This window comes from Ralstonia flatus (assembly GCF_958439105.1).
Taxonomy (GTDB): Bacteria; Pseudomonadota; Gammaproteobacteria; order Burkholderiales; family Burkholderiaceae; genus Ralstonia; species Ralstonia flatus.
Genome location: NZ_CAUDLI010000005.1, coordinates 103,561 through 118,658, shown reverse-complemented (window position 1 = coordinate 118,658; position 15,098 = coordinate 103,561). Strand labels below are relative to the sequence as shown.

The 15,098-nt window shown below is 65.2% G+C and carries 15 protein-coding genes and 1 pseudogene; 10 read left to right on the top strand and 6 right to left on the bottom strand.

Annotated elements, in window-relative coordinates; genetic code table 11:
- Positions 1 to 237 precede the first annotated feature (237 nt).
- Together R2676_RS13335 and R2676_RS13330 are read right to left on the bottom strand one after the other, a co-directional pair.
- Entirely contained in the window at positions 238 to 879 is a 642-nt protein-coding gene (locus tag R2676_RS13335; RefSeq protein WP_027678370.1) for a LysE family transporter, read from the bottom strand.
- Between the two features lie 101 nt (positions 880 to 980).
- Positions 981 to 1,550, bottom strand: coding sequence for a hypothetical protein (locus R2676_RS13330; RefSeq protein ID WP_206273309.1), 570 nt, complete (start codon positions 1,548 to 1,550; stop codon positions 981 to 983).
- 90 nt (positions 1,551 to 1,640) lie between these two features.
- Between R2676_RS13330 and R2676_RS13325 the strand changes: the two genes are divergently transcribed.
- The 3 genes from R2676_RS13325 (at position 1,641) to R2676_RS13315 (ending at position 3,691) form a co-directional block, all read left to right on the top strand.
- Positions 1,641 to 2,156, top strand: coding sequence for an O-acetyl-ADP-ribose deacetylase (locus R2676_RS13325; protein WP_206273308.1), 516 nt, complete (start codon positions 1,641 to 1,643; stop codon positions 2,154 to 2,156).
- Between the two features lie 102 nt (positions 2,157 to 2,258).
- Positions 2,259 to 2,816 carry a TlpA disulfide reductase family protein gene (locus tag R2676_RS13320; protein ID WP_206273307.1) on the top strand — a complete coding sequence of 186 codons (558 nt, stop codon included), beginning with the start codon at positions 2,259 to 2,261 and terminating at the stop codon, positions 2,814 to 2,816.
- A 137-nt stretch (positions 2,817 to 2,953) separates the two neighbouring features.
- Positions 2,954 to 3,691 carry a DUF2278 family protein gene (locus R2676_RS13315; protein ID WP_206273306.1) on the top strand — a complete coding sequence of 246 codons (738 nt, stop codon included), beginning with the start codon at positions 2,954 to 2,956 and terminating at the stop codon, positions 3,689 to 3,691.
- A 63-nt stretch (positions 3,692 to 3,754) separates the two neighbouring features.
- Here the strand turns inward: R2676_RS13315 and R2676_RS13310 are convergent, their stop codons facing one another.
- The 3 genes from R2676_RS13310 to R2676_RS13300 form a co-directional block, all read right to left on the bottom strand.
- On the bottom strand, positions 3,755 to 5,071 hold the full coding sequence (locus tag R2676_RS13310) for a sigma-54-dependent transcriptional regulator (RefSeq protein ID WP_027678375.1): 1,317 nt from the start codon (positions 5,069 to 5,071) through the stop codon (positions 3,755 to 3,757).
- Positions 5,072 to 5,096: 25 nt separating this feature from the next.
- The gene (locus R2676_RS13305) at positions 5,097 to 7,115 is read right to left on the bottom strand and encodes a sensor histidine kinase (protein ID WP_206273305.1); all 2,019 of its coding nucleotides are present in this window, start codon (positions 7,113 to 7,115) and stop codon (positions 5,097 to 5,099) included.
- 101 nt (positions 7,116 to 7,216) lie between these two features.
- Positions 7,217 to 8,506 carry a dicarboxylate/amino acid:cation symporter gene (locus R2676_RS13300; RefSeq protein ID WP_206273304.1) on the bottom strand — a complete coding sequence of 430 codons (1,290 nt, stop codon included), beginning with the start codon at positions 8,504 to 8,506 and terminating at the stop codon, positions 7,217 to 7,219.
- 451 nt (positions 8,507 to 8,957) lie between these two features.
- On the opposite strand from R2676_RS13300, the gene R2676_RS13295 reads away from it, so the two are divergent.
- The 4 genes and pseudogenes from R2676_RS13295 (at position 8,958) to R2676_RS13280 (ending at position 11,586) form a co-directional block, all read left to right on the top strand.
- The gene (locus R2676_RS13295) at positions 8,958 to 9,287 is read left to right on the top strand and encodes a (2Fe-2S) ferredoxin domain-containing protein (RefSeq protein WP_027678378.1); all 330 of its coding nucleotides are present in this window, start codon (positions 8,958 to 8,960) and stop codon (positions 9,285 to 9,287) included.
- Between the two features lie 35 nt (positions 9,288 to 9,322).
- Positions 9,323 to 9,970, top strand: coding sequence for an alpha/beta hydrolase (locus R2676_RS13290; protein ID WP_027678379.1), 648 nt, complete (start codon positions 9,323 to 9,325; stop codon positions 9,968 to 9,970).
- A gap of 92 nt (positions 9,971 to 10,062) precedes the next feature.
- A pseudogene (locus R2676_RS13285) lies at positions 10,063 to 11,266 on the top strand (D-alanyl-D-alanine carboxypeptidase family protein).
- 20 nt (positions 11,267 to 11,286) lie between these two features.
- Complete coding sequence (locus R2676_RS13280; RefSeq protein ID WP_027678381.1) at positions 11,287 to 11,586, top strand: YbeD family protein; 300 nt, start codon at positions 11,287 to 11,289, stop codon at positions 11,584 to 11,586.
- Between the two features lie 91 nt (positions 11,587 to 11,677).
- Here R2676_RS13280 and R2676_RS13275 read toward each other — a convergent pair whose 3' ends face one another.
- Positions 11,678 to 12,640, bottom strand: a complete 963-nt coding sequence (locus R2676_RS13275) for a transcriptional regulator GcvA (RefSeq protein ID WP_027678382.1) — start codon at positions 12,638 to 12,640, stop codon at positions 11,678 to 11,680.
- A 150-nt stretch (positions 12,641 to 12,790) separates the two neighbouring features.
- Between R2676_RS13275 and R2676_RS13270 the strand changes: the two genes are divergently transcribed.
- From R2676_RS13270 to lipA, 3 genes are all read left to right on the top strand, one after another.
- Positions 12,791 to 13,150 carry a DUF2917 domain-containing protein gene (locus tag R2676_RS13270; protein ID WP_206273302.1) on the top strand — a complete coding sequence of 120 codons (360 nt, stop codon included), beginning with the start codon at positions 12,791 to 12,793 and terminating at the stop codon, positions 13,148 to 13,150.
- A gap of 160 nt (positions 13,151 to 13,310) precedes the next feature.
- Positions 13,311 to 14,000 carry a lipoyl(octanoyl) transferase LipB gene (gene lipB, locus R2676_RS13265; protein ID WP_027678384.1) on the top strand — a complete coding sequence of 230 codons (690 nt, stop codon included), beginning with the start codon at positions 13,311 to 13,313 and terminating at the stop codon, positions 13,998 to 14,000.
- A 42-nt stretch (positions 14,001 to 14,042) separates the two neighbouring features.
- A complete protein-coding gene (gene lipA, locus R2676_RS13260) occupies positions 14,043 to 15,044 on the top strand; it encodes a lipoyl synthase (protein WP_004633801.1) in 1,002 nt (333 codons plus the stop codon).
- Positions 15,045 to 15,098: the final 54 nt, after the last annotated feature.

Here is a 15,098-nt window from a genome sequence, read left to right as displayed (position 1 = left end):
GCGGAAGACCACGATCGCGCGTCGGCATCGATCGTGACGGTGCAGTTGGTGGCGACCGCGTTGGGGGCAGCGCTGGGCGGCGTCGTGCTCAATACGCTGGGCACGGCCGGCCCGTCGCCCGATCTGGGGGTGGCGTCGCGCTGGCTGTTCCTCCTGTTTGCGGCGGCGCCGGTGGGGGCGCTGCTGATTGCGCGCGCGGGGCTCGGCACGCAGCCCGCCCCGCTGGCGCGATAAGGCTCAGTTGGTCTGCCGCTTCACGAAGAACAGCGCCGCACCAATGCTCATCAGCATGCCGCCGAAGAAACGGCTCTGCCAGCGCAGCGCACGCGGGTTGCGGAACAGGCGCTGCGCCCGCGAGGCCAGCAGCGCATAACCGTGCATGACGATCAGGTCGACGAACACCATCGTCGCCGCCAGGATGCCGAGCTGCGAAAGCAGCGGCTTGGCCGGATCGATGAACTGCGGCAGCACGGCCACCATGAACAGGATGCCCTTCGGGTTCGTCAGGTTGGTCAGCAACCCGACCAGGAACCGGCGGCGCGCCCCGCTGCCCGAAACCTTCACGGGCTCGCCCTCAGCCGGCTTGTTGATCTGGATGGGCGTGCGCCATTGCACGATGCCCAGGTAGATCAGGTACATCGCGCCGATGATCTTGATGGCCATGAAGGCGTGCTCGGATGCAATCAACAGCGCGCCCAGCCCCGCGCCGGCAATGAACAGGATGACGACAATGCCCAGCTCCAGCCCGGCAATCGTGACCGACGTGCGGCGCACGCCGTGCGTCAGGCCATGGCTCATGCAAAGAATGGCGCCGGACCCCGGCGAGATGGCGATCACCCAGGCGGCCAGAAAAAAGGCCAGCCAGACTTGCAACGTCATGATGGTTCCCCGTGATGTGGTGGACGTGTAGCGTGTTGCGATACAGCGGAAGACGCCGATTGTGCACCGGCTGCGGCCGATGTGCTCGTCCTGCTCAGGGCCTAATACGGATGGAAGCTGGAGAGGAACTGGTCGACTTGCTCCTGCTGGCGCGCGTCGCGCGCGGCATCGCCCGATTCCAGCACGACGGCCTGGTAGGCGTGCTTGCCCGTGGCGACCACGCGGGCGGTCAGCCGGCGCGGCGCGGGATCGTCTCCGCCCGCACCCTGCGCAATCAACTCCACCGCCGGCAATGACAACGGCGGCTGCGCGGCGGTTTGCACGGCGATGTCGCGCGCGGTCACGGGGCCCTTCAGGTTGGCGGACAAGCCGGTGCGCAGGGCCTCCACCGCGCGCTGACGCCAGACCGGATCGTCCGCCGGCAGTTCCACCACGCCGACGGCGAACAGGGTGCCGTCGACGCTGGCGGCCTGCATCGTCATCGGCATGCGCTGGCCGTTGATGATGACGGGACGCGCCTCTGCGGTGGGCTTGGCGGGGTAATCCACGGCGTAGGCGCCCTCGCTCGAATGGACCGTGCGCCAGTCGTACTTGGGCGAACAGGCCATCAGCAGCGCGCACGCCAACGCGCCCAACCCCATCCGCCAGCCTGCCCTCGCTTTGACTGCCACGTCGCCTCCCGTCAGTTTTCGGTCCGATTCTGAGCCGCCTATTATCGAGCAGAGACGCCCGCCCGCGTCTTCCCCGTCAAGGACCGCGCCATGCCAACCCCGTCCGTCACGCTGCGTGCCCTGCGCGGCGACATCACCACGCTCGACTGCGATGCCATCGTCAACGCTGCGAACAGCTCGCTGCTGGGCGGGGGCGGTGTCGATGGCGCGATCCACCGCGCGGCGGGGCCGGAATTGCTGGAGGCGTGCCGTGCACTCCATGGCTGCCGGACCGGTGAAGCCAAACTCACGCCGGGCTTCGCGCTGCCGGCGCGCTACGTCATCCACACGGTCGGGCCGATCTGGCGCGGCGGCCGGCAGGACGAGGCGGCGCTGCTGGCCGCGTGTTACCGCAACAGCCTGGAACTGGCGTGCAAATACGAGGTACGCAGCATCGCGTTTCCGTGCATCAGCACCGGCGTGTATGGTTTCCCGCCGCAATTGGCCGCGCCGATTGCAGTCCGTGCCGCCCGCGAGCATGGCAGCCGTCTGGAGACGATCACCTTTTGCTGCTTCTCGGCTGCGGATTTGATCCTGTACGAAGCCGCCCTCGGCAACGGAAAGTGACCCCTGAATCGCACTGCGGACGGATTGACGCGACGCACATGCGGCGGTGGCACGGCGGGCCTACAATAGGCGTCTGATTTCTTTCCGGATCCCGTTGCCGACATGGCCTCGACCCTGACTTCCTCCGCAGCCCCGGCATCTGGCGCCACCTCAGGCGGGCGCCGCTGGCTGCTTCCCGTGATCGTGCTGGTGCTGGCCGTGGCCGGCTGGTTCGGCTGGCGTGCGTTTTCGCCGTCGCAGCAGGTCCCGGCGGCGACCTTCACGCTGCTTGATGGGCAAAAACTTTCGACGCAAGACCTGAAGGGCAAGGTCTATCTCGTCAATTTCTGGGCCACGAGTTGCGCGACCTGCGTCAAGGAAATGCCCAACATGGTCCAGACGTACAACAAGTACAAAGGCGAGGGCCTCGAGTACGTGGCCGTGGCGATGAGCTACGACGCGCCAATGTATGTGATGAACTTCAGCCAGACGCGCCAATTGCCCTTCAAGGTCGCGATGGATGCCGATGGCTCGGCCGCCAAGGCCTTCGGCGACGTGCAGCTCACGCCGACCACGTTCCTGGTCGACCGCGACGGCCGCATCCTCAAGCGCTACGTGGGTGAACCGGAATGGTCGTCGTTCGACGCGCTGCTCAAGCAGACGCTCGGCAAGCAGGCCTGAGCGTCCACGCCTCAATTCAAACGAAACGCCCGGTGAATGCCGGGCGTTTTTGTTTCCGGGCAACGCACGTTCCACACTAGGTTCACGCGGGCCTGCTGCAATGGCGGTCCGTCAATCCCAGGTTCGATGGAGCGCGCATGGCCAATCACTACTGCATGTTCAAGGGCAAGCTGAAATTCGGTGTGCCGTATCTGGAGGGCTACAACGGCAATCCGCATTACGCGATCGTGGTGGAAGCGCCGGACGGGTCCGAATTCGTGGTGCTCGCCAACGTGAAATCCGACTCGAGCATGCCGGGCGCCGGCGCCGCGGGTTATCACGTGCTGTATCAGTGGACGACCGATCTGCAGCTGCCGATCACCGCCGACCTCGCCGCGCTGGCCCCCGGCCTGCACGAGAGCGGCTTCCCGCGCCTGGATTACGTGCGCGACGCCGGGCTGGTCGACTTCGCCAACATGCGGCCGATCGCGCTGGATACCGCGACGGAGCACAACGACATCAACGCGCTCGTCGACGACATGCTCAACCTCGACCGAACCGCCACGCCCATCGACTACGTCTACCACGGTAGCTCCGGCGATGACGACCGCAAAGGCTGGCCGCCACGCACCGACGTGACGGTCTACGGCTTCGGCTTCCTGTTCGAGCCGCAGCACAACGGGCTGCACGAAACACACATGAACCAGGGCAATCCGGTGGTGCACACGCCGGGCGTGAAGGACCATTCGCGCGAGAACGGTATACGGCAGGACGGTGCTGTCATCGTGGAAATCGACGGCAAATTCCAGGCGCTTCTAATCGCGTTTCAGACGCAACGGATTCCGACGGATGACCGCGGATATCCGGTGGCGGATGCGCATCCGATTCTGGGTTGAGCGCGAAAAGAAAAAAGAAAACGCCCGGTCGATGCCGGGCGTGTTGCGTGCGAGCGTGCCGGGTCAGAGGCCGTATCGCTTGATCTTGTCATACAGCGTGGCGCGGCCGACCTGCAGAATGTCGGCCGCCTGATGCACCGAGCCGCCGGTGCGCGCCAGCGTTTCCGCAATCACCGTGCGCTCGTAACGCTCGACGCGTTCCTTGAGCGGCATGCCGTCTTCCGATGCATCCGACACGACCGGCGTGCGGCCGACGCCCAGCACCAGACGATCGGCCGCGTTGCGCAGTTCGCGCACATTGCCGGGCCAGTTCGATTGCATCAGCTCGTGGCGCTGACGCTCCGCCAGCATCGGCAGCGGTCGCTGATAGCGCACGGCGGCTTCGAGCAGGAAATGTTCGAACAGCGGGATGATGTCTTCGCGGCGTTCACGCAGCGGCGGCAGATCGATGGCGACAACGTTCAGGCGGTAATACAGATCGCGCCGGAAACCGCCCGCCTCGATCAGCGCCTCCATATCGCCCTTGGCGGCCGCGACGATGCGTACATCGATGCGCACCGAGGCATTCGAGCCGAGCCGCTCCAGCGCGCCCTCCTGCAGCACGCGCAGCAGCTTGACCTGCAGCGCGATCGGCATGCTCTCGATCTCATCAAGGAACAGCGTGCCGCCCGAAGCGTGCTCGAGCTTGCCGATGCGTCGCTTGCCCGCGCCGGTGAATGCGCCGGCTTCGTGGCCGAACATCTCGCTCTCGAAAATCTGTTCGGGCACCGCGCCGCAGTTCAACGCAATGAACGGCTTGTCGTGACGCGGCGACAGCATGTGCAGACTGCGCGCCACCAGTTCCTTGCCCGTGCCGGTCTCGCCGTTGATGAGCACCGGCGCATCGGTGGTCGCGACGTTTTCGATCAGCGCGCGCACCGCGCCCATCGCAGGCGAGCGCCCGATGATGCGCGTGCCGGCCGCCGGGCCTGCCAGTTCACGGCGCAGTGCGCGGTTCTCCAGCTCCAGCGCGCGGCGTTCGACGGCGCGGCGCACGGTCTCGGTCAGGCGTTCGGCGGGAAACGGCTTCTCGATGAAATCGAACGCGCCTTCGCGCATCGCCTGCACGGCCATCGTGATGTCGCCATGGCCGGTAACGAGCACCACGGGAATCCCCGTGCCAAACGACTGGCAGTGGGCGAGCACGTCCAAGCCGCTCGCGCCCGGCAGGCGCAGGTCGCTCACCACCACGCCGGGAAAGTTCGCGTCGATCTTGCCGACGGCCTCTTCGGCGCTGCCGAACGCCTGCACGTTGAAGCCCGCCAGTTCCAGGCTCTGCGCGGTGGCCTGGCGCACAGGCGGGTCGTCTTCGATGAAAAGAACGGTCAAGCCTTCGGACATGGTTCGTGTCTGTGTGAAAAACGGATCAGAGGGAGGCCGCGGAAGTGACGTCGGCGCGTACCAGCGTCAGCGTAAATTGCGCGCCGCCGCCCGGCACGTTGGCAGCCGACAGCGAGCCGCCAAAGTCCCGCGCAATGCTGGTGGAAATCGCCAGCCCCAGGCCCAGTCCCTGGCCGATTTCCTTGGTGGTGAAGAACGGTTCGAACAAATGCGGCATGGCGTCGGGCGGAATGCCGGGGCCGTTGTCGCGCACGGCAATGGACAGCTGATTCGACGGCGCCTGCGCTCCCTCGATGGGCCCGATGGTGATGTCGATGCGGCCGGCGCGTGCCGGCTCATTGGCGTTGATGGCATCGAGCGCGTTGCCAACCAGATTGATCAGCACTTGCTCCAGCTTCAGTTCATCTGCGCGAACGACGGCCTCCGTCTCGGGGATGCGCCAGTGCAGTTCGACCAGCACGTCGCCCAAGCGCGGACGCAGCAGCGCGAGCGTGTGATCGAGCGCCACACGCACCTGCACATCGACCACCTTGCGCCGCGAGCGGCCCGCGAACAGCTTGAGCTGCGCAGTGATCTTGCCCATGCGTTCGGTCAGGTCGGCAATCGCCTGCAGGTTATCGGTGGCCGCGCCGTGCTGGCCGCGTTCGAGCAGGATGCGCGTGTTGTCGGAGAACGTGCGCAACGCGGCCAGCGGCTGGTTGAGTTCGTGCGTGATGCCGGCGGCCATCTGGCCCAGCGCGGCGAGCTTGCTGGCCTGCACGAGTTCGTCCTGCGTGGCGCGCAATTCGGCCTCGGCGCGCGTGCGGTCGACGATCTCGTGCTGCAGCTGTTCGTTGGTGGCCATCAGGTCAGCGGTGCGGTCTTCCACACGGCGTTCGAGCTGATCGTATGCGGCTTCCAGCAGCCGGCGGCTACGCAGCATCTCCATCATGCGCAGGCGCCGCTGCCGCCAGTAGAAGAGCAGCAGGCACGCAAACGCGAAGGCAAACGCCGCCGCCACGGTCGCGCTGCGCGCGGCGCCCATCACGGGCTCCACCGGCGTGAGGTACATCAACGTCCAGTCGGGCTCGACTAGGTCACGGGACACCTGCAGATAGCGCGTGGCGTTCGTGCGCTCGCCAACGCGGATCAGTTCTGCACCTTCCGGCAACCGCCCGGTCAATCGCAGGAAGGCCGGCGCCTCGGGCTGCAACGGCAGCGGCGTGATCTGCTTGCGGTAATACTGGCGCGTCGCCTCCAGCTGTGCCTGCAGTTTCGACGTGAGAGGTTCCACCGTGCGGTACTGCCACGCAGGCACGGACGACAGGAAAATCACGCCGTTCTCGTCGGCCACCATCACGGGCTCCGACGCGTCGTGGCTGGCGCGGCCGAACCATTCGAGGTTGAGTTTGACGACCGTGACGCCGATCACGCGGCCGTCCTGCATGACGGGCTGCGAGATGTAATAGCCCGGCTCCTCACGCGTGATGCCAATGCCGTAAAAGCGCCCGACGTGGCCTTCTGCCGCCTGCTGGAAGTACGGCCGGAACCGATATTCGGCGCCGACGAAGCTGTCGGGCTGGTTGTAGTTCGATGCGGCCAGCGCCTTGCCGCTGGGGGCGATCACATAGGTGGCGGTCGCGTGCGCGCGATCGTTGACTTCCCGCAGATAGCGGTTCGCCCGGTCGACATTGGCGGGCGTCGGATTGGCGAGCAGATCGTGGATGAACGGATGCAGCGCCACCAGCGCCGGCAGGTATTCGTAGCGGTCGAGCGTGCTCTTGAGGTTGGCGGCATAGCGATCGACCCGACCGCCGGCGGCCTGCTGGGCCTGTGCGAGGCCCCGGTTCCACGCCACCACAAAGGTGGTCGCGCACACCACGGCCATCACCGCCACGAGCCCGAGCGCCACCAGCCACCAGAAGCCGCGTCGCGGGCCGGAGGCGCTGGTCAGGGAGAAATCGGGATCGGACATCGGCTGGAGGTCGGCGGCGGAGGGGGGTGCCGTGCCTTCCAACGCCGTGCCGGCAGTCGGCATGTCGCCGAGGTGCTTCACGAGGTGCATCCCAAAAAAGAAGCGGGGCCGTCTGGAAGGACAGGCCCCGCAATCATACGCTTTGCGCTTTCAGGCGCCGGCGCCCGCAGGCGCCAGCCAGAACCCACGGATCAAGCTGCCGGAGTCGCCGGCACGCCCTCGTCGCTGCGGTCGCCCGACAGCACGCGCGCCAGCTTGGCGCGATCCAGTTCACGCTCCCAGGCCGAGATCACCACGCAAGCCACGCCGTTGCCGGTGATGTTGGTCAGGGCACGGCATTCGCTCATGAAACGGTCGATACCGAGAATCAGCACCATGCCGGCCACGGGAATATCCGGCACCACGGCCAGCGTGGCGGCCAGCGTGATGAAGCCCGCGCCGGTGATGCCCGATGCGCCCTTCGACGTCAGCATGGCAACGGCCAGGATGGTCAGTTGCTGCGTCCAGGTCAGCTCGATGTTCAGCGCCTGCGAGATGAAGATCACCGCCATCGTCATGTAGATGTTGGTGCCGTCCAGGTTGAACGAATAACCGGTCGGAACCACCAGGCCCACCACCGACTTCGAGCAGCCCAGCTTCTCCATCTTTTCCATCAGGTGCGGCAGCGCCGATTCCGACGAGCTGGTGCCGAGCACGATCAGCAGCTCTTCCTTGATATACGCAACGAAGCGGAAGATGTTGAAGCCGACTACCCGCGCGATGATGCCCAGCACCACCACGACGAAGATGATGGCCGTCAGGTAGAACGTGCCGACCAGCTTGAGCAGCGGCACCAGCGAGATCACGCCGTACTTGCCGATGGTGAAGGCCATGGCACCAAAGGCACCGATGGGGGCCACACGGGTGATGACGTGCACGATGCGGAAGAAGACGTGCGAGATCTGGTCGATGAAGTCCGTCACCATCTGCGCGCGCTCGCCCATGGCCGAGAGCGCACCGCCGAACAGCAACGCGATCAGCAGGATCTGCAGGATGTCGCCCTTGGCGAAGGCATCCACCACCGTGCTCGGGATGATGTTGAGCAGGAAATCGACCGTGCTCGCCGATTGCGCCTTGGCGGCGTACTGCGCCACGGCCTTGGCGTCAATGGTGTGCACATCAACGTTGAAACCCGCGCCCGGGTTGAAGATGTGGCCCGCGGCCAGACCGATCACCAGCGCGAAGGTCGAGACGATCTCAAAGTAGAGCAGCGCCTTGCCGCCAACGCGGCCCACCTTCTTCATGTCGCGCATGCCGGCAATGCCGGAGACGACGGTACAGAAGATGATCGGGCCGATCACCATCTTGATCAGTTGGATGAAGCCATCGCCCAGCGGCTTCATCTTCACGGCAAGTTCGGGCGAGTAATGGCCAAGCAGAACGCCGATGACGATCGCCGCCAGCACCTGTACGTACAGGATTTTGTAGAACGGTTTTTTCATGTCTTCCTCGAGTGTCACAGACCGGCCGTGCGCTCAACTGCTCGCCCGGTCCGACCCGCCCTGGTGTGGTCTCTCTCCTGCCTCGATACGCTGATGTGTCCGGCGTTTCCCGCAGCAGGTCGGTCGTTATCGCAAGGGCCATGCCAACACTCATTTCCACCGCTGGCGGCCCGCCAGCCCTTGTACCACCTTGGTGTGACTACGATGGCACCCGCCCCAGCCGTCGTCAATCCCGGAATCCGCGCAGAGGGGCGTCCAGACATCCGGAAAACGTGTTGCGACGCAGCATCGCGCGTTGGTTGCGGCCAGCGTCTTGGAAGGGCGCGCGACACCGGGGTCGTATAATGCCGGCTCGTTACGCAAATCCACATATGTGCGCGACGCCAGGAAAGCCAGCCGCGTCCTGCCGCGCGTACCGTCACGCAGCCCTCCCAGCCTTCTCGGTCCGCCCATGAGCAGCCACTACCAGCACCACGTTTTCTTTTGCCTGAACGAACGCGAGGACGGCTCGCGCTGCTGCGCCGACTTTGGCGCCAAGGCCATGCAGGAATACGCCAAGAAGCGCTGCAAGGAACTCGGCATCAACGGTGAAGGCCGCGTGCGCATCAACAAGGCCGGCTGCCTCGACCGCTGCGAACTCGGTCCGGTCATGGTGGTCTACCCCGAGGCCGTCTGGTACACCTTCGTCGACAAGGAAGACATCGACGAAATCATCCAGAGCCATCTGATCGAAGGCAAACCCGTTGAACGGTTGATGGTCGACCGCCCTGCCAACGCGTGAGCCCGCGCTTTACCGCATCTGTTTCTCCAGTTTCCATGAACGTTCATACCGAAGAACGCCTGATTCCCGGCCCCGTCGGGCAGATCGACCTGTCAATCGACCAGCCGGACGGCGCACCGCGCGGCCTGGCGCTGATCGGCCATCCGCATCCGCTGTTCGGCGGCACCAAGGACAACAAGGTCGCGCAGACGCTGGCACGCACCTTCGTCGGCCTCGGCTATGCGACGGTGCGTCTGAATTTTCGCGGTGTGGGCAAGACCGAAGGCACGCACGACAACGGCATCGGCGAGCAGGACGACATGCTGGCCGTGCTCGACTGGATGCGGACACAGACCGAATGGTCCGCCGATGTGGCTACGCTGCCGCTGGCGCTGGGCGGTTTCTCGTTCGGCAGCTTTGTCGTCTCTCAGGTGGCGCGCCGCCTGAACGAAGCCGGCACACCCGCCGAGCGCCTGGCGCTGGTGGGCACCGCCACCTCGCGCTGGGACGTCGCGCCGGTGCCGGCCGACACCATCATCATCCACGGCGAACAGGACGACACCGTGCCGCTCATCGACGTGCTCAACTGGGCGCGCCCACAGGAGCTGCCCGTGATCGTCATCCCCGGCGCCGATCATTTCTTCCACCGCAAGCTGCATCTGATCCGGCAGCTCATTACCGGCGCCTGGGCGCCAAAACCGTAACACCCACCCGTTGACTTTCCGGACGCCGCCGCCTCCCCCCCTTTTTCTGGCAGGCGGCGCCATTGAATTCCAAGCAGACCGCAGGACCCGACATGCAGACCCGCTTCGCCCATTTCACGCCCTCCGCCTTCAATTCCGCCGCAGCAACCGCCGTAGCCGCCGCCGTGCTTGCTACCGCGTTGCCCGCCATGGCGCAGCCGGTGCCGGCCCCCCCAAGTTGCGGCCCGCTCGTGGATGCTGACCGACGTGACCAGTGGCCAGGTGCTCGGCGGTGCCAATATGGACGAACGCATCGAGCCCGCCTCGCTCACCAAGCTGATGACGGCCTACCTGGTCTTCGAAGCCGTGCGCGGCGGCAAGCTCAAGTACGACCAGATGATCACGCCGACCGAGACCGTGCGCACCGTCAAGACCGACGAATCGCGCATGTTCCTGGAAGCCGGCAAGCCCGTCTCGCTGCGTGAACTGACGCAAGGTCTGATCATCCAGTCGGGCAACGATGCGGCCCTCGTGCTGGCCGAGGCGGTGGGCGGCACCGAGACCAACTTCGTGATGCTGATGAACCGCGAAGCCGAGCGCCTGGGCATGAAGAACACGCACTTCATGAATGCCGCCGGCCTGCCCGACCCGAATCACTACTCCACCGCACGTGATCTTTCGATCCTGACCGCGGCGCTGATCAAGGATTTCCCGCAGGACTACAAGTTCTACTCGCAGAAGGATTTCACCTATAACAACATCAAGCAGTCCAACCGCAACCGCCTGCTGTGGCTCGATCCGACCGTCGACGGCGGCAAGACGGGCCACACCAAGTCGGCCGGCTACTGCCTCGTCACATCGGCCAACCGCCCGCTGCCGGATGTGCCGGGTGCAAGCCGCCGCCTGCTGTCGGTCATCGTCGGTACCAAGAGCGACGCCATCCGCACGCAGGAAAGCCTGAAGGTCCTGAACTACGGCTATCAGTTCTTCGATACGGTGCGGCTGTACCAGGCCAAGGAAGCGCTGCAGACGCCCGACGTCTACAAGGGCCAGGCCAAGAGCGTGAAACTCGGCGTGGCGGAAGACAAGTGGATCACCGTGCCCAAGGGCGCAGGTGCGCGCCTGAAGCCGGTGCTGGAGCGCAAGGACCCGCTGATCGCCCCGATCGCCCAGGGCCAACAACTGGGCACGGTCAAGGTGATGGACGGCTCGACCGTGGTGTCGGAATTCCCGGTGGTGGCACTCGAAGCGGTGCCGGAAGCCGGCTTTATCGGCCGCACCATCGACGCGGTCAAGCTGTGGTTTAAAAAGAAGTAATCGTCCCCATTTACTTCGACATGACCTCCTCCCACACTCCCCCGCCGGGCCACATTCCGCCCGAACAGTCGCTCATCGAGTACCCGAGCGATTTCCCCATCAAGGTGATGGGGCCGATGCATGACGACTTTGCCCGGACCATCGTCGAAGTCGTCCGTCTGCACGACCCCGAATTCCACGAAGGGCGCCTGGAAAAACGGCCGTCTTCGAGCGGCAACTATCTGGGCCTGACCGTGACCGTGCGCGCGACGAGCCGCGAACAGCTCGATGCGCTGTACCAGGCGCTGACGAGCCATCCGATGGTAAAAATCGTGCTGTAACGCGCGTCTGCGGCGCCGCGCACCATGCAAAAACGCCCCGGTCATGCCGGGGCGTTTTGCGTTTATCGGAGCGCTTTTCGATGCCCGGGCCTCAGCCCTTCGAGACGTGCCCCAGGCACACCGCGTTGTCGTTCATCAGCCCGGCCAGTTTGAGCTTGAACGCCGCAATCTCGGGCAGCAGCCAGGCGCGAAACGCCTGCATCTTGGGCGTCTGCAGGGCGCTGTGCGGACAGACGAAGTAGTAGTTCCACGGACACGGGATCGTCGTCTCGGACAGGCGCACCACACGACCGGTCAGCAAATCATTGAAAGCCAGCGTCGGGCGGATCAGCGCAATACCCTGCCCCGCTGCCGCCGCCTGCAGCAGCAACGACGAATCCTGGAACATCAGCCCGCCGCGCGGCTCCACAAACCCCTCCAGGCCGGCCGCATCGAACCACGGTTTCCATGCCTCGCCCTCGCTGCGCAGCAGAGTCATGCCGGCCATCTCGGCGGGCGTGCGCGGCAGGCGGCCGCCGTTGAACGACGGGCTGCAGATCGGGAAGAACACATCGTCGAGCAGCTTTTCCACGTACAGGCCCGGATAGTTGCCCGAACCCATGCGCAGCGCCACGTCCATCTCTTCGCGCGCAAAGTCGACCAGCGCGGGGCTGGAGAACAGTTCCACCTCCAACTCGGGATGGCGCTCGATGAAGGTGCCGATATGCGGCGTCAGCCAGCGCGCCGCAAACGACGGCATCGTGCTGATGGCCAGGCGGTTGTCACGATTGCCGGCGCGCAGTTGATGCGTGGCCTGCGCGATCTGGTCGAGCGCCTCACGCACGCGATCGGCATAGGCGCGGCCTGCGTGCGTGAGCATGACGCGCTTGCCGCGCCGCTCGAACAGCGGCACGCCTAGCTCGTCTTCCAGGGTGCGCATCTGGTGGCTGACAGCCCCATGCGTGACGAATAACTCCGTCGCTGCACGCGAAAAACTCTCATAGCGCGCCGCCGCCTCGAACACCCGCAAGGCGCCAAGTGACGGCAAGCGCATCGGTTCGCGGATTTCGGTCATCGTTCCCTCCGGTTTTTCGTAGCACGGCGTGGTTTTTATGTGAGCTGTGCTATCAAGAAACGCAATATATATCGTTTGGTACAAGGCAACCAAGCGCCTAGACTTCCTTCAACGGCAAGGCCCCATCCCACTGCCGTGAAGGAGCCGATCATGAAAGCTGTACTAACAAAAATTGTATTCACTCTGCAGCCCGGCGAGGTGGTGGCACTGCGCATGCCGGCCAACCAGAATGTGCGCGTCGAAGAAGCCTCCGGACGCGACGTATGGATCACGCACGAGAACAAAGCCGGCGACGAATGGCTGCGCGCGGGCGGCAGCGTTGCCGTGAAGCGCGGCGAAGAAATCGTCGTCTCGGTAGACCCGAAAGCCCTCGGCCCGGTCGCGCTGGCCGTGGAAGCCACCGACGGCCACATGCCCCGCAAGCCGTGGCATGTTGCGGACGGCTGGCGCCACACGCTTGCGGCGCTCGGCTGGAACGAGCACGCCGACACGCCCATCGTGGCTGCCTGAGCCCGAAACCTGTTTCAAGCCTCCTTTTGCGGCATCCGCCGCAGAAGCCGATGCCGGCGCCGATGCCTCCCATCGCGCCGGCATTTTTTTGCCCGACCCTGCAACCAAAGCGGGCAAAGGCGCACGGCGACATCGGCGGCCCTGCGCTACACTCGCGGGCATGATTCCGATTGACATCGTCGAACGCGGCCTGCAGGACTACGCCACCTGCTTCGACGAAATGCAGACCTTTACCGCACAGCGGGGCCCCGATACGCCCGACACGATCTGGCTGGTCGAACACCCGCCGGTGTTCACGCTCGGCCTGGCGGGCGACCCGGCACATCTGTTGGCCCCGGGCAACATCCCGCTGGTGAAAGTCGACCGTGGCGGCCAGATCACTTATCACGGCCCCGGCCAAGTCGTTGCCTACCTTTTGCTGGATTTGCGCCGCCGCGGGCTGTTCGTGAAAGCGCTGGTCGACGCGATCGAGGCGGCCGTCATCGAGACGCTCGCCACGTATAATGTCGCCTCCGAACGCAAGGCTGGCGCCCCCGGCATCTACCTGTCGAGCGGGCCGCATGCTGGCGCCAAGATCGCCGCGCTAGGCCTGAAGATCCGCAACGGCTGCAGCTACCACGGCGTGAGCCTGAACCTGGCGATGGACCTGTCGCCCTTCACGCAGATCAACCCGTGTGGCTATGCCGGCCTGGAAACCGTCGATATGGTGACCGCCGGCGCCCGTGATGCGTCCGGACGCGCCGTCGATGCGAACGACTGGCAAACCGTTTCCCGCGGCCTGGCCGATGCGCTGGTCGCCCAATTGCAGCAACGCGCGCAAGCGCACCCCGCCGAGGCCGCTACCGCATAGCGCCCGCAAATGCACGAGCCGCAAGCCCGTGCGGAGAACACGATGACCGATTCCGCCGCCGGCGCCACTGAAGTCGCCACCCCTGCCACCCCGTCGAACAAGCCGTACGACGCGACGGCCAAGCAGAAGTCGCTCGACAAGACCGCCCGCATCCCCATCAAGATCGTGCCGGCCGAGAAGCTCAAGAAGCCGGATTGGATTCGCGTGCGCGCCGCTACCGGCAACTCGCGCTTCTACGAGATCAAGGACATCCTGCGCGCCAACAACCTCGTGACGGTGTGCGAAGAGGCCAGCTGCCCGAACATCGGTGAGTGCTTCGGCAAGGGCACGGCCACGTTCATGATCATGGGCGACAAGTGCACGCGCCGCTGCCCGTTCTGCGATGTCGGGCACGGCCGCCCGGACCCGCTCGACGTGAACGAGCCGGAAAACCTGGCCAAGACGATCGCTGAACTCAAGCTCAACTACGTCGTCATCACCAGCGTCGACCGCGACGACCTGCGTGACGGCGGCGCACAGCATTACGTCGATTGCATCTCGCGCACGCGCGCCTTGTCGCCGGCCACGCGCATCGAAGTGCTGGTGCCGGACTTCCGCGGCCGCCTGGAGAAGGCGCTGGACATCCTCCAGGAATGCCCGCCCGACGTGATGAACCACAACCTCGAAACGGTGCCCCGCCTGTACAAGCAGGCGCGCCCGGGTGCGGATTACGCGCACTCGCTGAAGCTGCTGAAGGACTTCAAGGCCCGCAACCCGAACGTGCCGACCAAGTCCGGCCTGATGGTCGGCCTGGGCGAGACCGATGAGGAAATCCTGGAAGTCATGCGCGACATGCGCGAGCACGACATCGACATGCTGACCATCGGCCAGTATCTGGCGCCGTCGGGCCACCATCTGCCGGTGCTGCGCTATGTGCACCCGGACACCTTCAAGATGTTCGAAGAGAAGGCATACGAGATGGGCTTCACGCACGCCGCGGTCGGGGCAATGGTGCGCAGTTCGTACCACGCGGACCAGCAGGCACACGAAGCCGGCGTGGTCTGATTAGCGCCGGAACGCTGCAGAAACAAAAAGGGCCTTGGGGTAGAACCCAAGGCC